The sequence below is a fragment of the Stenotrophomonas sp. X genome (assembly GCF_055721025.1).
In genome coordinates, this window is the sequence record NZ_CM146756.1 from 1,497,823 (window position 1) to 1,516,605 (window position 18,783).

20 protein-coding genes are annotated in these 18,783 nt (G+C 67.1%); 10 read left to right on the forward strand and 10 right to left on the reverse strand.

What is annotated here, in order from left to right:
• Positions 1-68: 68 nt before the first annotated feature.
• The 6 genes from ACZ75I_RS06795 to ACZ75I_RS06820 form a co-directional block, all read right to left on the reverse strand.
• Entirely contained in the window at positions 69-1,091 is a 1,023-nt protein-coding gene (locus ACZ75I_RS06795; protein ID WP_180869975.1) for a magnesium and cobalt transport protein CorA, read from the reverse strand.
• A 6-nt stretch (positions 1,092-1,097) separates the two neighbouring features.
• Positions 1,098-2,354 (reverse strand): lipoprotein N-acyltransferase Lnb domain-containing protein, encoded by a 1,257-nt coding sequence (locus ACZ75I_RS06800; RefSeq protein WP_346476588.1) that lies wholly within the window; start codon positions 2,352-2,354, stop codon positions 1,098-1,100.
• Entirely contained in the window at positions 2,351-3,232 is an 882-nt protein-coding gene (locus ACZ75I_RS06805) for an HlyC/CorC family transporter (RefSeq protein ID WP_005408827.1), read from the reverse strand. The genes ACZ75I_RS06800 and ACZ75I_RS06805 overlap by 4 nt, the downstream gene beginning before the upstream one ends.
• A 64-nt stretch (positions 3,233-3,296) precedes the next feature.
• Positions 3,297-3,863: a hypothetical protein gene (locus tag ACZ75I_RS06810; protein WP_472959048.1), complete on the reverse strand. Its 567-nt coding sequence runs from the start codon at positions 3,861-3,863 to the stop codon at positions 3,297-3,299.
• A gap of 105 nt (positions 3,864-3,968) precedes the next feature.
• Positions 3,969-4,454 carry an rRNA maturation RNase YbeY gene (gene ybeY, locus ACZ75I_RS06815; RefSeq protein WP_472958861.1) on the reverse strand — a complete coding sequence of 162 codons (486 nt, stop codon included), beginning with the start codon at positions 4,452-4,454 and terminating at the stop codon, positions 3,969-3,971.
• Positions 4,451-5,437, reverse strand: a complete 987-nt coding sequence (locus ACZ75I_RS06820; protein ID WP_005415936.1) for a PhoH family protein — start codon at positions 5,435-5,437, stop codon at positions 4,451-4,453. The genes ybeY and ACZ75I_RS06820 overlap by 4 nt, the downstream gene beginning before the upstream one ends.
• A 441-nt stretch (positions 5,438-5,878) precedes the next feature.
• Here ACZ75I_RS06820 and ACZ75I_RS06825 point away from each other — a divergent pair, with 441 nt between their 5' ends.
• From ACZ75I_RS06825 to ACZ75I_RS06835, 3 genes are read left to right on the forward strand one after another with little or no spacing between them, the layout of a single operon-like run.
• Positions 5,879-6,835: an HlyD family secretion protein gene (locus ACZ75I_RS06825; RefSeq protein ID WP_472958862.1), complete on the forward strand. Its 957-nt coding sequence runs from the start codon at positions 5,879-5,881 to the stop codon at positions 6,833-6,835.
• 20 nt (positions 6,836-6,855) lie between these two features.
• Positions 6,856-7,779 carry an ABC transporter ATP-binding protein gene (locus ACZ75I_RS06830; RefSeq protein WP_069138027.1) on the forward strand — a complete coding sequence of 308 codons (924 nt, stop codon included), beginning with the start codon at positions 6,856-6,858 and terminating at the stop codon, positions 7,777-7,779.
• Positions 7,776-8,888 (forward strand): ABC transporter permease, encoded by a 1,113-nt coding sequence (locus tag ACZ75I_RS06835; RefSeq protein WP_154350498.1) that lies wholly within the window; start codon positions 7,776-7,778, stop codon positions 8,886-8,888. Before ACZ75I_RS06830 ends, ACZ75I_RS06835 begins: the two co-directional genes overlap by 4 nt.
• Before the next feature lie 57 nt (positions 8,889-8,945).
• Here ACZ75I_RS06835 and miaB read toward each other — a convergent pair whose 3' ends face one another.
• On the reverse strand, positions 8,946-10,364 hold the full coding sequence (gene miaB, locus ACZ75I_RS06840) for a tRNA (N6-isopentenyl adenosine(37)-C2)-methylthiotransferase MiaB (RefSeq protein WP_134972724.1): 1,419 nt from the start codon (positions 10,362-10,364) through the stop codon (positions 8,946-8,948).
• 206 nt (positions 10,365-10,570) lie between these two features.
• Positions 10,571-11,191, reverse strand: coding sequence for a glutathione S-transferase family protein (locus ACZ75I_RS06845; protein ID WP_061478505.1), 621 nt, complete (start codon positions 11,189-11,191; stop codon positions 10,571-10,573).
• An 80-nt stretch (positions 11,192-11,271) separates the two neighbouring features.
• On the opposite strand from ACZ75I_RS06845, the gene ACZ75I_RS06850 reads away from it, so the two are divergent.
• The 7 genes from ACZ75I_RS06850 (at position 11,272) to ACZ75I_RS06880 (ending at position 17,319) form a co-directional block, all read left to right on the forward strand.
• Positions 11,272-12,240: a helix-turn-helix transcriptional regulator gene (locus ACZ75I_RS06850; protein ID WP_472958863.1), complete on the forward strand. Its 969-nt coding sequence runs from the start codon at positions 11,272-11,274 to the stop codon at positions 12,238-12,240.
• A 45-nt stretch (positions 12,241-12,285) separates the two neighbouring features.
• Positions 12,286-13,206, forward strand: coding sequence for a lytic transglycosylase domain-containing protein (locus ACZ75I_RS06855; RefSeq protein ID WP_061478503.1), 921 nt, complete (start codon positions 12,286-12,288; stop codon positions 13,204-13,206).
• A 184-nt stretch (positions 13,207-13,390) separates the two neighbouring features.
• Complete coding sequence (gene petA, locus ACZ75I_RS06860; protein ID WP_004151998.1) at positions 13,391-14,011, forward strand: ubiquinol-cytochrome c reductase iron-sulfur subunit; 621 nt, start codon at positions 13,391-13,393, stop codon at positions 14,009-14,011.
• Positions 14,011-15,270, forward strand: coding sequence for a cytochrome b (locus ACZ75I_RS06865; RefSeq protein ID WP_005408840.1), 1,260 nt, complete (start codon positions 14,011-14,013; stop codon positions 15,268-15,270). Before petA ends, ACZ75I_RS06865 begins: the two co-directional genes overlap by 1 nt.
• Positions 15,263-16,012, forward strand: coding sequence for a cytochrome c1 (locus ACZ75I_RS06870; RefSeq protein WP_346476591.1), 750 nt, complete (start codon positions 15,263-15,265; stop codon positions 16,010-16,012). The genes ACZ75I_RS06865 and ACZ75I_RS06870 overlap by 8 nt, the downstream gene beginning before the upstream one ends.
• Positions 16,013-16,146: 134 nt before the next feature.
• Complete coding sequence (locus ACZ75I_RS06875; protein WP_472958864.1) at positions 16,147-16,782, forward strand: glutathione S-transferase N-terminal domain-containing protein; 636 nt, start codon at positions 16,147-16,149, stop codon at positions 16,780-16,782.
• Between the two features lie 84 nt (positions 16,783-16,866).
• A complete protein-coding gene (locus tag ACZ75I_RS06880; protein ID WP_019659028.1) occupies positions 16,867-17,319 on the forward strand; it encodes a ClpXP protease specificity-enhancing factor in 453 nt (150 codons plus the stop codon).
• A 38-nt stretch (positions 17,320-17,357) separates the two neighbouring features.
• Here ACZ75I_RS06880 and ACZ75I_RS06885 read toward each other — a convergent pair whose 3' ends face one another.
• Together ACZ75I_RS06885 and ACZ75I_RS06890 are read right to left on the reverse strand one after the other, a co-directional pair.
• Positions 17,358-17,708: a DUF3301 domain-containing protein gene (locus ACZ75I_RS06885; RefSeq protein WP_005415950.1), complete on the reverse strand. Its 351-nt coding sequence runs from the start codon at positions 17,706-17,708 to the stop codon at positions 17,358-17,360.
• Positions 17,709-17,775: 67 nt separating this feature from the next.
• Entirely contained in the window at positions 17,776-18,765 is a 990-nt protein-coding gene (locus tag ACZ75I_RS06890) for a DUF2272 domain-containing protein (protein WP_472958865.1), read from the reverse strand.
• Between the last annotated feature and the right edge of the window lie 18 nt (positions 18,766-18,783).

The following is an 18,783-nucleotide window of genomic DNA, read 5'->3' on the forward strand; positions in this document are numbered from 1 at the left end:
TCTACGGAATGCGCCAAACAGCCAGCCGAGCATGGGCTCGGCTCTACAAGAAGAGGGTTGCGTACGCGCTACAGCCAGCCCGAACGCTTGAACAACCGGTACAGGCCCACGCAGACGCCGCCCACGCCAACGATCATCAGTGGGTAGGCCCACGGTTGGCTCAGCTCCGGCATGTGGCTGAAGTTCATCCCGTACCAGCTGGTGATCAGCGTCGGTGCCGCCAGCAGCGCAGCCCACGCACCGAGGCGCTTGACCGTCTCGCCCTGCGCCAGCGTCACCAGCGACAGGTTCACGCTGAGCGCGGTGCCCAGCATCTCGCGCAGGGTGTCGATCACATCGCTGATGCGTACCGCGTGGTCGTGCACGTCACGGATGTACAGCTTCACTTCGTCCGGAACCAGCTCGCCCTGGTAACGGCGCAGCTGGGCCAGCACATCCTGCAGCGGCGCCACCGCCATCCGCATCTTGTTCAGTTCGCGCTTGAGCTCGTACAGGCGCACCACGGTGCTGCGCTTGTAGTTCTCGGCGAAGATGTCCTTTTCAAGCAGGTCCAGGGTGTCGCGGAAGCGGTGCATGATCGGCAGGTAATTGTCGACCACGAAGTCGGTCACCGCGTACAGGCAGTACGACGGGCCCATCTTCAGCAGTTGCGGCTCACGCTCGACCCGAGCACGTACCGGCGCGTAGGACAGCGAGGCGCCGTGGCGCACCGTTACCAGGAAGCGCGGGCCGAGGAAGGCATGGGTTTCGCCATACTGGATGCGCTCGTCGACCATCTGCGCGGTGGTCACCACCACGAACATCGAATTGCCGTAGGTCTCGACCTTGGGCCGCTGGTGCGCGTTGCGCGCATCCTCGATGGCCAGGTCGTGCAGGCAGAATTCCTCCTGCAGTTTCAGCAGCACATCGTCGTTGGGGTCGTACAGGCCGACCCAGACGAAGCCATTGCCACTGGCAATGACATCGCTGATGGCGTCCAGGGTGATGTCGTGGCGTTTGCCCTCGTCATCGTAGTGGACGCAGTTGATGACGCAGGCGGGGTTGGCTGAAGCCGGGGCGGAAGCGGAGGCGGGCAATGACATGCCCGCCATCGTGCGTCAGCGCCGTGTTTCGGACAAGTGAGGATGGCGCCCCAGTACCCACGCCAGCGCGACGTGGACGGGCAGCAGCAGCACGATCCACTGCACGTTGTACTGCGCCTGCAGGCTCAGCCAGTGCAGCACCAGTGCCGCCACGGCCTGCACTGCCAGCAGCCACAGCACGACCCTGAACATGCGGCCCGGCACGCGCCGGCGCAGCAGGCTGATTGCTCCGGGCAGCAGCAGCACGGCCAGCGGCGAAAGCAGCAGCAGGTTGCGGTTGGCCCAGGCGGCGTAGTGGGTGCTGAAGCCCCAGAGGAACACCAGCAGGCTGCCGGCGATGGCGCACAACAGCCAGAACGGCAGGGCCAGCCCGGCCAGCAGGCGCGGGCGGTTGCGCAGCACCAGCACGCCGCCGGCCACGGCCAGACCAAGCAGCAGCCACGGCCACCAGCGACGCGCGAACTCCTTCGGCTCCGGATCGATGCGGTGTGGCAGCAGTTCCTGTTCGGACTGCACCAGCGGCCGGCCATCACTGTTGCGTGCCTGGCGCAGCGCATCGGCCAGGCGCATCGGCACGAACGCTTCCTGCCAACGCGACAGCGGCTGGTCGGCAAACGGCCCCAGGCCGACATCGAAGCCCAGCCACATCCACGGGGCGGGCGAGGCCAGGCGCACCGACTCGCTGCGGTAGGTGTTGCCGCGCGAACGCCCCGACAGCTGCGACTGCAGGCCGCCGCCCAGCGCCTTGTCCACCGTGTCGCGTACCATCGTGGCGCAGTTGGCGGTGTAGTAGTCGTAGTGGTAGCGCGCGTTTTCCGGCTTGGCCCGCTCGGCCAGGTCAGCGGCCAGGGCACGCGCCTGGTCGGGGCGCAGGTCCAGCCACTGCACGCTGGCACCGCGGCCGGTCTCGTCGTAGTACGACAGGTCCTGCTGCAGCGGTAGCGCCACCAGGTAATACATCATGTCGCCGCGCACGAAGCGGCTGATGAAGTCGTCCTCGGACGGATCGAAGTAGCCGAAGTTGTACGATGTCGCTTCGCCACTGGCCGGATCGACCACGACGATGGCGTCATGCCCGAAGCGTTCGAAGAACACGGTGCCCGGCTGCATGGTCACCACGCCGATACGCGGGACCGGGGCCTCGGCGTTGGCGGTGGCAGGTGCGGGCACGGCTGCCGCCGGCTGCGCGAAGGCGGCCAGTGGCAGGGCCATGGTCATGGCCAGCACACACAGTGCCAGCCACGCCGTGAGGATCAGACCGCGGCGCTTCAAGCGTCGTCCTGCGCGTCCGGCGGCAGCACGGTCACGTGGAAGGCCTGCACCCGGCGCGCATCGGCGCGGGCCACGCGGAACATGAAGCGGTCCAGCGCCAGCTCATCGCCGACTTCCGGCAGATGGCCCACGGCCTCGGTGACCAGGCCACCGATGGTGTCGTAGTCCTCATCGGAGAACGTCGCGCCGAAGCGCTCGTTGAAGTCGCCGATCGGGGTCAGCGCGTCGACCACGTACTGGCCGTCGGACTGGATGGCGATCTGCGCGGACGGATCCTCGGCCTCGTCGTGCTCGTCGTCGATCTCGCCGACGATCTGTTCCAGCACGTCCTCGATGGTGACCAGGCCGGCGACACCGCCGTACTCGTCGACCACGATGGCCATGTGGTTGCGCGACAGGCGGAACTCCTTCAGGAGCACGTTCAGCTTCTTCGCCTCCGGGATCAGCACCGCCGGGCGCAGCAGCTCGCGCACGTTGGCCGGGCCGTTGTCGGCGACCACGCCGCGCAGCAGGTCCTTGGCCAGCAGGATGCCAAGGATGTCGTCCTTGTTCTCGCCGTGCACCGGGAAGCGCGAATGGCCCGATTCGACCACCTGCTTCATCAGTTCCAGGAAGGGCGCTTCGACCGGCAGCGAGACCATCTGCGAGCGCGAGATCATCACGTCGCCCACGGTCAGCTCGGCCACCGAAATGGCGCCTTCCATCATCTTCAGGGTATCGGCGGCGATCAGACCCTCTTCCTGCGCGGTGTGCAGGACAGCGACCAGCTCGTCGCGGGTGTGGGGTTCGCCGGAGAAGGCCGAGGTCAGGCGTTCAAGCCAACCGCGCTTCTTTTCACTGTGCTCCGCAGGGGAGCTACTACTGTCGTCTTCTGACATCTCTGGAAAAAAGGCACCCGGCAGGCCGGGCGTTGGCCCAAGTCTAGCAGGATGTGGCGGCCTGTCAGTGACCGTCGCTGCCCGGTCCGGTGATCGGCGGCGGGGCCAGTTCAGGCCGGGCAGGGGCTTCTTCTTCGGGCAGGTCCAGGCTGTAGGTACAGCCGGCCAGCGTTTTCCCCGGATGGGAGGCCACGGTGGAGACGCTGAGGATGATCGACTCGATCTGGGCCTCGCCGCTCTTCGGGTCGGTCACGTCGCGGCTGACCAGCTCGCGGCCGGCCATGAACTTGCCGTCCTGGTCGTAGCCGGTCTCCAGTTCCAGCCGCTTGGCCAACGGCCGAGGGTCGGCCTGGTCGAGGACGGCCATGATGCTGGCGCCGGCCACCGCCACCCGCTCGGTCTGTTGCCCGAAGACGGTGATCGGGCTGGCCAGGCGGTACTCGCTCATGAACTGGTTGCCCTGCGGCAGCGGCTGCAGGCCCTGGGCCACGGCCTTCAGCGGATCGGCCAGCAGCGGCGCCAGCGCGGCCTGCTCGGCCACCCCCTGGCGACATTCGATCAGCGCCGGCAGATCCAAGGCAGCGGCCGGGGCGGACGCGACGAGCAGCAGGGGCAGGGCAATACGCAGCAGCACAAGGAAATTCCCGTTGTAGAGCCGAGCCCATGCTCGGCTGCATTCGGTCAGGTTTGCGGGGGCGATGCATTGGAGCCGAGCGTAGGCGCGGCTGTATAGGCCTCAGCTCTCGCCGGCGTAGGGATCGGCGATGCCGAGCTCGGCCAGGATCTCCCGTTCCAGCTGTTCCATCGCCTCGGCCTCCTTGTCGTCCTCGTGGTCCCAGCCAAGCAGGTGCAGCACGCCGTGCACGGTCAGGTGCGCGTAGTGGGCATTGAGCGCCTTGCCCTGTTCGTCGGCTTCGCGGGCCACCACCGGTGCGCAGATCACCAGGTCACCCAGCAGCGGGAACTTGACGCCCTTGGGCAGGCCTTCGGGCACTTCGGCCGGGAAGCTGAGCACGTTGGTGGCGTAGTCCTTGCCACGGTAATGGCGGTTCAGCGATTGCCCCTCCTTGGCATCGACCACGCGGATGGCCAGGTCGGCCTCGCGGATGCGGCCCTTCAACGCAGCGGCCACCCACTTGCGGAAGCTCACTGCCGCCGGCAGCCCGGTACGCGGCAGGGCATAACTGACGGCGACGTCCAGTCGCACGGGACCACGGGTCATGGCGTTGCTCCAGGCTGGATCTGATGCAGGTCGCGGCGGTCGTAGGCGCTGACGATGCGCGCCACCAGCGGATGCCGGACCACGTCGCGGGATTCGAAGAAGGTGAAGCTGACGCCCTCGACCTCGCGCAGCACATCGATGGCATCGCGCAGGCCGGATTTCACGTGCTTGGGCAGGTCGGTCTGGGTCAGGTCACCGGTGACCACCGCGGTGGAGCCGTAGCCCAGGCGGGTCAGGAACATCTTCATCTGCTCGATGGTGGTGTTCTGCGCCTCGTCCAGGATCACGAACGCATCGTTGAGCGTGCGGCCGCGCATGTAGGCCAGCGGCGCGATCTCGATGACGTTCTTCTCCAGCAGCTTGACCACCTTCTCCACGCCCATCATCTCGTACAGGGCGTCGTACAGCGGTCGCAGGTAAGGGTCGACCTTCTGGCTCAGGTCGCCGGGCAGGAAGCCCAGCTTCTCGCCGGCTTCCACCGCCGGGCGCACCAGGATCAGGCGCTGCACCCGCGACTCGTTCAGTGCTTCGACCGCGCTGGCCACGGCCAGGAAGGTCTTGCCGGTTCCGGCCGGGCCGATGCCGAAGTTGATGTCGTGCGTGGCGATCTGGTGCAGGTAGCGGCCCTGGTTGGCGCCGCGGCCACGTACCGTGCCGCGCTTGACCTTGATCGCCACGTCCTGCGCTTCGTAGGAGCGTTCGGCGATCTGCTCGACGTTGGCCTGCGCCAGGCGCAGGTGGATGGCGTGGTTGTCGAAGGTGGTTTCGCCGGCTTCGGCGTACAGCGCTTCAACCAGCTTCTGCGCCTCCACGATGGCTTCGTTGGGCCCGCTGATGCGGAACACGAAGCCACGATTGGCGATCTCCACGCCGAGCTTCAGCTCGATCTGGCGCAGGTGCCCATCGAAGGGGCCGCACAGGTTGGCCAGTCGCTCGTTGTCTTCCGGCGACAGGGTGAAGTCTCGATGATCGATGCTTTTCATTGCTTGGGGTGGGGCGGGGTCGCCGTCCACCGCGATGGACTCGGGGTGACAAGGTTACGCGCGTACCGGGCATGCGGCCAGCGGCGGGCCGATACGCGGTTTTCCACACCCGGTGTGGACGGGGGACGCGAAAAGCTGTGGATAGGCCTTCGCAGTGCTTGTGCCACAAGGCGTATGAGGTGGTGGTGAAAAAACCGTCACGGTCGGCCGGCGCCTGTGACGGCAGCGCATCTTCCGTTGCCAGGCAGCCAGTACGGCCGCCCCCGTCCGGTTCTCCACACCGGCTGTGGAATGATGCTGAATCAAGCTGTGGATAGGTGGCGAGGAACCTTGCAGCAAAAGGCTTGCCCGCGCGTGGCGAAAAAACCGTCAGGGCTGATCGGAATCATTGAAGGTGCACGGGGCAGGTGGCACCGTGTCGCCGTCGCAGGAGGGGATGGCATGGGCATCGGCAACGGGATGCGTGGACTCGGAATGGCGGGCATCGGCCTGCTGGCGGGCTGTGGGCAGTCAACGCCAACGGCGCTGGGCACGCTGGAGTGGGACCGGATCACGGTGCCGGCGCCGGCGGCCGAGGTGATCGCCACGGTGGAGGTGCGCGAGGGCCAGCGGGTCAAGGCCGGGGCCGTGCTGATGCAGCTCGACCCCGCCCGCGGCGACGCGCAGTTCGCGGCGGCGCAGGCCGACACGGCGCGCGCGCAGGCCCAGCTGGAAGAGCTGAAGGTCGGCCCGCGCCAGGAACAGATCGCACAGGCCCAGGCACAACTGGCCGCGTTGCGCGCGCAGTCTGCTGAAGCCACGGCCTACTATCGTCGGGTGCAACCATTGGCACGCCAGCGCCTGATCGCCGCCGCCGAGCTGGACCGTGCACGGGCGGCCGCCGGCAATGCCGCGGCCAGCGTGCGTGCCGCCGAGCAGGCCTGGCTGGAACGGGTGCACGGCAGTCGCGCGCAGGACATCGCCCAGGGCCAGGCGGCCGCCGACGCCGCACAGGCGCAGCAGGTGGTGCAGGGCGTCAACCTGCAGAAGCTGCAGCTGCGCGCACCGCGCGATGGCGTGATCGATGCCTTGCCCTACCGGCAGGGTGACCAGGCACCGATCGGGGCGCCGCTGGCGGTGATGCTGGTCGGCGAGCGCCCCTATGCGCGCGTCTACCTGCCGCAGCCGCTGCGCCTGCAGGTCAAGGTCGGTCAGCCGGCGCAGATACAGCTGGAGGGAGGGGGCACCGTACTGAAGGGCCATGTGCGCGCGATCCGCAGCGAGCCTTCATTCACCCCGTACTACGCACTGACCGGCGATGACGTCGAGCGCCTGAGCTACCTCGCCGAGATCGACGTGGATGCAGCCAGCGACATGCAGACGCTTCCGGCCGGACTGCCGGTGCAGGTGCGCTTCTGAACACCGGTGCGGACATCGCGGTGCATGCGCAGGGCCTGACCCGCCGCTTCGGTGAGCTGCTGGCCGTGGACAAGGTCGACCTGACCGTCCCGCGCGGGCAGGTGTACGGCTTCCTGGGCCCGAACGGGTCAGGCAAGTCGACCACCATCCGCATGCTGTGCGGCCTGCTGGAACCCAGTGCGGGGCAGATCGAGGTGCTGGGCCTGGCGGTTCCCGAGCAGGCCGAAGCACTGCGCCGGCGCATCGGCTACATGACCCAGCGCTTCTCGCTGTACGAAGACCTGTCGGTACGCGAGAACCTGGAATTCCTCGCCGCCATCCAGGACCTGCCGCGCAACCAGGCCCGGCAACGGGTCGATGCGCTGCTGCAGCAGTACCGGTTGCAGGACCGGCAGCCGCAGCTGGCCGGTACGCTCAGTGGTGGACAGAAGCAGCGCCTGGCCCTGGCCGGCGCCGTGGTGCATTCGCCCGAACTGCTGTTCCTGGACGAGCCGACCAGCGCGGTCGATCCCGAGTCGCGCCGCGATTTCTGGGAGGCCCTGTTCGAACTGGCCGACGCGGGAACCACGGTGCTGGTGTCGACCCATTACATGGACGAAGCCGAGCGCTGCCATCGCCTGGCGATCCTTGATCGCGGCGCACTGGTGGCCGACGGCACGCCGGCCGAGCTCTGTTCACGGCTGCAAGGACGAACGCTGCAGGTCACGTCATCGCAGCCACGCCAGGCCAGCCGCGTGCTGGCCGAGCTGCCCGGCGTGCTGAGCGTGGCGCAGATCGGCACCCATCTGCGCGTGCTGTGCAACGAAGGCGCAGCGGATGTCGCGGCGCTGCGGCGCGCGCTGGCCAGCGCCGACCCGCAAGCGCATATCGAAAGCGTGGCGCCGAACCTGGAGGACGTGTTCGTGGCCGCCACCCGTGGCCGTGGCAGGGAGCCAGCGGCATGAACCTGCGCAGGCTGTGGGCGATCATGCTCAAGGAGCTGCGGCAGCTGCGCCGCGACCGCATCACGCTGGCGATGATCGTCGGCATTCCGGTGATGCAGCTGCTGCTGTTCGGCTATGCGATCAACCTCAACCTGCGCCACCTCGATGCGGGTATCGCCGACCAGGCCAACAGCGCCGCCTCACGCGCGCTGGTGCAGGACATGGTCGCCACCGGGGTGATCACGCCGCGTACTGAAGCGTACAGCCCGGACCAGCTGATGCAGGCGCTGCGCCGCGGCGAGATCAGCGTCGGCATCGTGGTGCCGGCCGACTTCGAGCGTCGCCGCTTCGATGGACGCGAAGCGGTACAGGTGCTGGTCGATGGCAGCGATACCGTGGTGCAGAGTGCGGCGATCCAGCTGGCGCAGGTGCCACTGGATACGCGCCCGACCAGCAATACGCGGCCGTTGCGCGAAGGCAGCATTGCCAGTGGCCAGGTCAGCGTGACCAGTTTCTACAACCCGCAACGGCGCTCGGCGGTGAACATCGTGCCCGGCCTGATCGGGGTGATCCTGACCATGACCTTGGTGATGTTCACGGCGGTGGCGGTGGTGCGCGAGCGCGAGCGCGGCAACATGGAACTGCTGATCGCCACGCCGGTATCGCGCAGCGAACTGATGGTCGGCAAGGTGCTGCCCTATGCAGCGATCGGTCTGCTGCAGACCACGCTGGTGCTGGTGCTGGGCACCTGGCTGTTCCAGGTGCCGATCCGCGGCAGCCTGCTCGACATCTACCTGGCCGCAGTGCTGCTGGTGCTGGCCAACCTGGCGCTGGGCCTGCTGATCTCCACGCGCGCGCGTTCGCAGTTCCAGGCGATGCAGATGACCCTGTTCCTGTTCCTGCCGTCGATCCTGTTGTCGGGCTTCATGTTCCCGTTCGCCGGCATGCCGCGGCCGGTGCAGTGGCTGGCCGAAGTGCTGCCGTTGACCCACTTCCTGCGCCTGGTGCGCGGCATCATGCTGCGCGGCGCCTCGCTGTGGGAGCTATGGCACGACGCACTGGCGCTGCTGGCCTTCATCGTGGTGATGATGACCCTGGCGATCCTGCGTTTCCGCAAGCGCCTGGATTGAAGAGGGTCGGGGTCGGATCCCCGCAGGGGCTCCGACCCTCTTTGCCGACCCGGAGACTTACTCCGCCACCACCCGCGCGCGCAGCGAATTGGTAAGCGCTTCGGTGATCACCACATCCACGAACTGCCCGATAAGGCGCGCAGGCGCCGGGAAATTCACCGACCGCATGTTCTCGGTCTTGCCGGTCAGTTCGTTCGGATTCTTGCGCGACGGCCCTTCCACCAGCACGGTCTGCACGGTACCAACCATCTTCTGCGAGATGCTGGCGGCGTGCGCATTGATGCGCTCCTGCAGGCGCGACAGGCGGGCGTGCTTCTCGGCATCGCTGATCGTGTCCTCCAGATCGGCCGCCGGTGTACCCGGTCGACGCGAATAGATGAAGGAGAAACTGTGGTCGAAGCCGATGTCCTCGATCAGCTTCATGGTCTTCTCGAAGTCGGCATCGGTCTCGCCGGGGAAGCCGACGATGAAGTCCGAGCTGATTGAAATGTCCGGGCGCACCGCGCGCAGCTTGCGGATCTTCGACTTGAATTCCAGCGCGGTGTAGCCGCGCTTCATCGCCGACAGCACGCGGTCGCTGCCGGCCTGCACCGGCAGGTGCAGGAAGTTGGCCAGCTGCGGAACGTCGCGGAACGCATCGATCAGCGAATCGCTGAACTCGAGCGGGTGCGAGGTGGTGAAGCGGATGCGGCCGACACCATCGATCTCGGCGATGGTGCGGATCAGCAGGCCGAGGTCGGCAAACTCACCGTCTCCATACGGGCCGCGATAGGCGTTGACGTTCTGGCCGAGCAGGTTGATCTCGCGCACGCCCTGCGCGGCGAGCTGCGCCACTTCCACCACCACGTCCTCGAACGGGCGGCTGACTTCGGTGCCGCGGGTGTAGGGCACCACGCAGAACGAGCAGTACTTGGAACAGCCTTCCATGATCGACACGAACGCCGAGGCACCTTCGGCGCGTGGCTCGGGCAGGCGGTCGAACTTCTCGATCTCGGGGAAGCTGATGTCCACCTGCGGGCGCTTCTGCTCACGCCGCGCGCGGATCAGTTCCGGCAGGCGATGCAGGGTCTGCGGACCGAACACAAGGTCCACAAACGGGGCGCGCTTGATGATCGCTTCGCCTTCCTGCGAGGCAACGCAGCCGCCCACGCCGATGATGACCTCGCGGCCCTTGTTCTTCAGGCCCTTCCACACGCCGAGTTGGCTGAACACCTTCTCCTGCGCCTTCTCGCGGATGGAGCAGGTGTTGACCAGGATGACGTCGGCATCGTCCGGGCTGTCGGTCAGTTCCAGGCCATCGCTGGCGGCAAGCACGTCGGCCATCTTGGCCGAGTCGTACTCGTTCATCTGGCAACCGTGGGTTTTGATGTACAGCTTGCCCTTGACCTGGTCGGGCTTGCGCGGACCAGCGGGCAGGGCAACGAGCGGGGTACCGCCCGGGGTGGCGGGCGGAAAGACGTCTGGCGTCCCGGTCATGGCGCTTAATCCATTCGGGTGGCGGGAAAGCGGGCAATTCTACCCGCATCCCGCGCCAGCCGCCGCGCCCTTGTAGAGCCGAGCCCACGCTCGGCTGCTCTTCCCGCTTCCCATGGGGCAGCCTGGCATGGCCTGGCTCTACTGAAGCCAGCCGAGCGTGGGCTCGGCTCTACAAGGAAAGCCGGCCGGCGCTGCTCCGGCGCTGCTTATGCCGCCGCCAGCTCCGCATCGATCTGCCGCGAACGGTCGAAGGCGGTCATCGCGCTCATCCGTGCGATGTAATCAGCCGTGGCCGGCGCAGGCTGCACCAGGCCGAAGGCCGTGGTCCAGGCCAGCGCATTGCCCCACAGCACGTCGGCGGCACTCATCGTCTCGCCGAGCAGGTAGCGACCCTGTGCCAGCTGGGCCTCGACCACCTGCAGCACGGTCTCGGCGTCGTTGTACGGCGACATCAGGCGCGGCGGCGGCTCGCGGTGCATCGCCTTGTCGATCATCGCCGGCTCGAAACAGGCACCGTAGAAGGCCATCCAGCGCAGGTAGGGTCCGCGCAGGGCGTCGCCGATCGGCGGGGCCAGCCCGGCCTCCGGATACAGGTCGGCCAGGTACAGATAAATGGCCACCTGTTCGGTCACCAGCGCGCCGTTGTGGACGATGGCCGGCACCTTGCCCATCGGGTTGATGGCCAGGTAGGCCGGGGCCAGGTTGGCGCCGGCCTTCAGGTCCAGCACCTGCATGCGGTAGTCGGCACCCAGCGCTTCGAGCAGGGCCACGGCGCCGCTCGAGCGGGATCGGGCGGCGTGGTACAGGGTGATCTGGCGTGAGGTCATGGCATTGCTCCTTGCGGTGGGTGGTGAACTGGAAGCCATCCTGGGGCACTATTGCGGACGACTTCTGTCCTCGATTCTTCATGCGCCATACCGCCCATCGACTGCTGCGCCTGATCGCCCTGCTGCAGGCCCGCCGCCAGTGGTCCGGGGCTGAGCTGGCCGAGCGCATGGGCGTGGACCGGCGCAGCATCCGCCGTGATATCGAACGCCTGCGCGAACTGGGCTATCCGGTGCGGGCCTCCTCGGGGGTCGGCGGCGGCTATCAGCTCGGGGCTGGGGCGCCGGTGCTGCCGATGCTGCTGGACGAGGAGGAGGCGACCACCCTGGCCATCGCCCTGCGTGCCGCGTCCGCGTCCGTCGCCGGCATCGACGACACCGCGCGGGGCCTGTTGTCCAAGCTCGACCCGCTGGTGCCGACCCGTCGCCGCCAGCAGGCCGGCGAGGTGCATGCGGCGACGGCCACCCTGTCCGACCTTCCCTCCACCGACGCACGCCTGCTGGGACGGCTGGCCCAGCATTGCCGGCAGGCGTCACGGCTGGCCTTCGAGTACCGCAGTGCGCAGGAGGCGGTGACCCAGCGCGAGGTCGAGGCGCAGCACCTGGTCAACTATGGGCGGCGCTGGTACCTGCTGGCCTGGGATCTGGGCCGGCAGGACTGGCGCACCCTGCGCGTGGACCGGATGGGCGCGGTGCGCGAATGCGCCGGGCCGGGCATGCATCGACGCACGCCCGCGCCCCCGGACGTGATGGTGCGGCAGGCGGTCAGCCAGGCGCCCTTCGCGCTGCAGGCCATCGTCCGCCTGGCCGGCAGCCGCACCGAGCTGGAAGGGCGCATCCCGCCGTGGTGTGGTGTGCTGGAGGCTGATGGCGCCGACCATTGCCTGTTGCGCATGGGCGCCGAGAGCGGCGGCATGATGCTGGCGCAGATCCTCAGCCTGGACCGGGTGCCGGTGGCGTTGTGGACCACACCGCCGGGCCTGCGCGATGAGCTGGCACAGCGTTTGGCCGGATTGGGCCAGGTGCTGGCTGTGCCACCGGTCACAGGCTGAGCCGCGTCGCTTGGCAAGCCCCGGCGAAGCTGGGACACTCGCGGCATGAAGGGGATACTGGGGACAACGGCGATCATCATCGCTGCGCTGACCGCTGCGCCGGCCAGCGCCGGCACCCTGTACAAGTGCCAGGGCGCCGACGGGGTCACCAGCTACGTGAGCAAGCGAGTGGCTGGCGCGCGCTGCAGCAGCATCAGCTACAGCCGCGATACCCGCCCGGCACCGCGCCCCGTGGTGGCCGCACCGAAGCCTGCGCCGACCTCGGTGGCCAGCATCGAACGCAATCCGGTCGCTGTGGCGGCCAGCGCTGCTGCGCCCGCTGCGGTCGCGCCGACGCCTGCTGCACCCGCGCCTGCCGCGGCACCGACGGCCTCGCGGGCCGGGCGGATGGTCAGCGGCCAGGTCTATTCCTTCATGAAGGATGGGGTGCGCCACTACACCAGTGCGCGGCCGACCCAGGTGGCCAACCTCGGTCCGGTGCGCACCATCCGCTACAGTTTCATGGAGCGCTGCTACGCGTGCGGCGTCAACCCGCGCGTGGACTTCGGTTCGGTGCGCCTGAACACCACCGCGTTCCAGACCGAGATCACCTCGGCGGCACGCGAGTTCGGCGTCGAGGAGGCCGTGGTGCGTGCCATCATCCACGCCGAATCGGCCTACAACCCGACCGCGCTCAGCCGCGCCGGCGCGCAGGGCCTGATGCAGCTGATGCCGCCGACCGCGGCCCGCTTCGGGGTCAGCGATTCCTACGATGCCGCGCAGAACATCCGTGGTGGTGTGCAGTATCTTGCGTGGTTGCTGAAGCGCTTCAATGGCGACCTGACCCTGGCCGCGGCCGGCTACAACGCCGGCGAAGGCGCGGTCGACCGCCACGGTGGCGTGCCGCCCTACAGCGAGACCCAGTACTACGTGCGCCGGGTTGGGCAGCTGGCCGAGCGTTACCGCACCGCCCTGAGTCACCAGTAGGTGCCGACCGTTGGTCGGCACTCCCTTGAACAGGTGGGTGCCGACTGTCAGTCGGCACTCCTTGCAAAGAGCGTTGTGTGGCGCGCGACGGTTCCGCTACACTCGACCGCGATTCAATGCGGCTCTGGCCCCCACCGGATCCGCTGGCAGCCTTAAAGCTACCTAATCAATATCGGAGTGCCGGATGGCCAACGATGGGGTACACGATCCAGTCAACACCGGACGTCGGCGTTTTCTTTCTGCCACCACTGCTGTGGTTGGCGCCGTCGGCGTCGGATTCACCGCCGTTCCTTTCATCAAATCCTGGAATCCCAGTGCCCGTGCCAAGCTTGCCGGTGCACCGGTCGTGGCCGACATCAGCGCCCTGCAGGAAGGCCAGCGCCTGATCGTGGAGTGGCGTGGCCAGCCGATCTGGATCGTCAAGCGGTCCAAGGCGATCCTGGATGCACTGCACGGGCTGGATGGCCGCCTCAAGGACCCCGAGTCCGGCGAGAAGGACCAGCAGCCGGACTACGTGCTGAAGCAGAACCCCGAGCTGCGCTCGATCAAGCCGGACATCTCCGTGCTGGTCGGCCTGTGCACGCACCTGGGCTGCTCGCCGGAAATGGTCGCCGAGATCCGGCCCGAGCCCTATGACCCGCAGTGGAAGGGCGGTTACTTCTGCCCCTGCCACAAGTCGCGCTTCGACATGTCCGGCCGCGTCTTCAAGGATGTGCCGGCGCCGATCAACCTGAAGGTGCCCGCGCACCACTACCAGGACGACAACACCATCATCATCGGTGTCGATCCGCAGGGGGCTGCCTGATGGCCAATATCCTCAGCCGTACCGCCAGCGGCGTCGCCGACTGGGTCAATGCCCGCGCGCCGGGCCTGATGCCGGTCTATCGCAAGCACGTCAGCGAGTACTACGCGCCGAAGAACTTCAACATCTGGTACTACTTCGGCTCGCTGGCACTGCTGGTGCTGGTCAACCAGATCGTCACCGGCATCTTCCTGACGATGCACTACAAGACCAGCGCCGCGGAGGCGTTCGGCTCCATCGAATACATCATGCGTGATGTGGAGTGGGGCTGGCTGATCCGCTACATGCACTCCACCGGCGCCTCGCTGTTCTTCATCGTGGTCTACCTGCACATGTTCCGCGGCCTGCTGTACGGCAGCTACCAGAAGCCGCGCGAGCTGGTGTGGATCCTGGGCATGCTGATCTACCTGGTGCTGATGGCCGAAGCCTTCATGGGCTATGTGCTGCCGTGGGGCCAGATGTCGTTCTGGGGCGCCAAGGTGATCATCTCGCTGTTCGGCGCGATACCGGTGATCGGCAACGGCCTGACCGAATGGATCATGGGCGACTACCTGCCCAGTGACGCCACGCTCAACCGCTTCTTCGCATTGCACGTCATCGCACTGCCGCTGGTGCTGCTGTTGCTGGTGGTGCTGCATCTGGGCGCGCTGCACGAAGTGGGGTCGAACAACCCCGATGGCGTGGAGATCAAGAAGGGGCCGAAGGGCAACCGCTGGTCGCCGAATGCGCCGGCCGACGGTATTCCGTTCCACCCGTACTACACGCTCAAGGATGGTGTCGGCGCCGGCTTCCTGCTGATCATCGCCGCCTTCATCATCTTCTTCGCACCTGGCTTCGGTGGCCTGTTCCTGGAACACGACAACTTCACCGAGGCCAACCGCCTGGTGACCCCCGAACACATCAAGCCGGTCTGGTACTACACGCCTTACTACGCGATGTTGCGCGTGGTACCGAACAAGCTCGGTGGCGTGCTGGTGATGTTCTCGGCCATTGCGATCCTGTTCCTGGTGCCGTGGCTGGACAAGGCCAGGGTGAAGTCGGTGCGCTACCGCGGCTGGATCTCGAAGGTGATGCTGGGCGTGCTGGCGGTGTGCTTCGTGTGGCTGGGCGTGATCGGCTCCGGCCCGGGCACCGACGTGCATGAAACCTACATCGGGCGGGTGCTGACCTTCCTGTACTTCGCGTTCTTCATCACCATGCCGCTATGGACAAGGTTGGACAAGACCAAGCCGGTACCGGAGAGGGTGACCACGCATGACTGAGCGCTGGATGGTCCGGCTGGCCCTGACGGCCACCCTGATGCTGGGCAGTTTCCTGGCCTCCGCCGCCGAGGGCGGCACCAAGCTGCTGCAGGCCGGCAACGACCTCAGTGACCGCGCCTCGCTGCAGCGGGGTGCGCAGCTGTACATGAACTACTGCTCCGGCTGCCATGCGCTGAAGTACCTGCGCTATTCGAGGATGGCGCAGGACCTGGGCCTGACCGAAGAAGAGGTGATGAACAACCTCAACTTCACCGGCTCGGCGATCGGCGACCCGATCCCGGTGGCGATGCCCAAGGAAAACGCGGAGAAGTGGTTCGGCAAGATGCCGCCCGATCTCAGCCTGATCTCGCGCGTGCGGGGCAGTGACTGGGTTTACACCTATCTCAAATCGTTCTATCTGGACAGCAGCCGCCCGCTGGGCTGGAACAACGCGCTGTTCGCCAACGCCTCCATGCCCAACCCGCTGTGGGAGATGCAGGGGCTGCAGCATGCGGTGCACGGCAAGGCGGAAGCGCCCGGCATGGACCCGCCGGTGACCGGCCTGAAGATTGAAACGCCGGGATCGGTGGACGCCGGGCAGTACGACCAGGCCGTGCGGGACATCACCAACTTCCTCGAATACGCCGGCGAACCGGCCGCACTCAAGCGCCAGCAGCTGGGCGTGTGGGTGATCCTGTTCCTGGCCCTGCTGACCTTCCTGCTGTATCTGCTGAAGAAGGAATACTGGAAGGACGTTCACTGATTCTTGCGCCGGCCATCGCATGGGCCTATTGGCTTTTGTGATGGTCGGTTGCACACTCGGGGAGGAGTCGACCGCTGGCACGGTGCCGGCGGCGCCGATGCGGCAGGCGGTCTCCTGTCGTGGGAGAGCCTTTGATGGCGGCGAGCGTACGCATGCGCAATACACTGACGCTGTTTTCCTCGAACGACGACGTACTGTGCCACCGTGTACGCCTGGTCCTGGCGGCCAAGGGCGTCACCTACGACTTCGTTCCGGTCGATCCGCAGAACCCGCCTGAAGACCTGATCGACCTCAATCCGTACCACTCGGTGCCGACCCTGGTCGAACGCGAGCTGGTGCTGTACGCCGCATCGGTGGTCAGCGAGTACCTGGATGAGCGCTACCCGCATCCGCCACTGATGCCGGTCGACCCGCTGTCGCGTGCGCGCATCCGCCTGGCCATGCTGCGTATCGAGCACGACTGGGTGCCGCAGGTGCAGGCCATCCAGCTGGGCAACAAGACCCAGGCCGAGGCCGGGCGCAAGCGCCTGAAGGAACTGCTGACCGCCTCGCTGCCGCTGTTCAAGGCCAGCAAGTTCTTCCTCAATCCGGAAATGAGCCTGGCCGACTGCGCGATGGCGCCGATCATCTGGCGCCTGCAGTCGCTGGATGTGCCGCTGCCGAAGGATGGCAAGGCGATCGAGGGCTACGGCAACCGCATCTTCCGCCATCCGGGATTTGTCCGCAGCCTGACCGAGCAGGAAAAGAAACTGCGCGATCTGCCGGTCTGATCCGGCCCCGCGTTACCCGTCTGCAGGCCGACCGGCGTGCAGACGATCCGCCCCGGCGGGGCGCCGGGCGCGTACACTTCACGCATGACCGAAGACTTCTTCCACATGACCAGCCACCGCCCGTACCTGCTGCGGGCGCTGGTGGAATGGATCAACGACAACCAGCTGACCCCGCACATCCTGGTCGACGCCGGCGTCCCCGGCGTGCAGGTCCCGCCTTCGGCGGTCAAGGATGGCCGGGTCGTGCTCAACATCGCCGAACGTGCTGTCGTGCGGTTGATGATCGACAACGAGATGGTCAGCTTCTCGGCGCGCTTCTCCGGTACCAGCTACCCGGTGCAGGTGCCGATCAGCGCCGTGCTGGCCGTCTACGCCCGCGAGACGGGGCAGGGCATGGCATTGCCGGATGACATTCCGGGCAGCGAAACCGCACCGACCAGCGATGAGCTGCTGCACGAGGAAGGCACGCCGCCGGACGATACGCCGCCGGCCAGCCCGCCGCCGAAGGGCCGCCCGAACCTGCGCGTGGTCAAGTAAGGGTGGGTGCCGACCGTTGGTCGGCACACCTTCAGCCCTTACACATCCTCGGCATCCTCCACATCCGGCCGGATCTGGCTGATCCGCGCGGCACCGGGGCCGGTGAACGAAATCAGCTGGTCGCCACGCAGCACCATGCGGCCCACGTGGCGATCGATGCCATCGTAGGAATACTCGAACTTGAAGGTGCGCTCGAAACCGAGTCGGCCATCCTCGCCACGCGACAGTCGCAGGCCGGTGGCGTGCACCGCCTGGTCCAGCCACTGCACGTCGGCGGCGCGGCAGGCATTGCGTCCCAGCTCGACCGCGCGCTCGGCGGCCGAGCGCGCGGCGTTCCAGAAGAAGTAGATGATTCCGCCGGCAATCAGCAACAGCAGCAGGGTAGGCATGGCGTCAGCCGTCAGAGGTCGATCCGGCAAAGATGGCGGCGAACGCGCGCTGGATCAAGCACGGGTATCACCGCCTCGGCGGTGGCTGGCCCGTCATCGGTGCTGCCGGCGCCGTTGCCGGCACGGCCTGCATCGGCGCTGCGGAGGGTGACGGCATCCCCAATGGCGTGGTCGCGGTCAGCTGCAGCAGGGCCGCCCAGTCCTGGCGGTTGAAGCTGCATTCGTCCTCGCGGCCCGGCGTGCAGCTGGGGTCGATGCCGGTGCTGTTGCGTTCGCGTGCCGGGGGCAGCTTGATCAGCCCGGTGCGGTCCAGCGGCAGCAACCGCATCGCCACGGTGTTCATCACGTTGCCACCGACCAGGTACAGGGTCTGGTCGCCGCCGAGGTTGGCGGCCACCACCACTTCGCAATGTGATTTCCAGTGGCCCACCGAACCGTTGCCCAGCGCCTGCACCAGCCCGCTGTAGCTGAGCGTCGTGCTGCGGTCGCGCAGGAAGCACAACAGGTCGCCCGGTGCGGGCTTTGCGGTCGCGGGATCGACCAGCCGGTACGGCACGCCCGAGGGGCCGCCCTGGTACGCGGCACGAATGTAGTCGATGTGGCGCGGCGACGTGTTGAAGCCGGGAACGCCGGCCTGCACCATCACCCAGGAAATGAAAGCGGCCGACCACGGATTGTCGATCAGGAAGGCGCGGCAGTCGCTGTCGGTGTAGCGCGTGCCCAGCGGTGCCACGCAGCTGCTGGCACCGGCGATGCTGCCCATCGCGTTGAGCGTGCCGCTGTTGCGCCAGTAGCCGGCCACGCGCTGCCAGGCAATCAGCCCGTTGTCGGCCAGGTGTTCGTTCTCGGCCTCGGTGACACTCAGACTCGCCGCGCGGCCATCGCGATCGATGAAGGACCGGAACCAGAGCCGGTGCTCGTTGCAGGCGGTATTGCGGATGACCACCGCCAATGGGCTCAGGCCGAAGCGGGGAGGGACATCGCAGGCTTCAGCGGCTGCGGCGGACAAGGGGGCTGCCGCGAGCAGCAGACAGGCAGGCAAAAGCATCCGGCGCATGCGCGGCTCCTGTGGGGG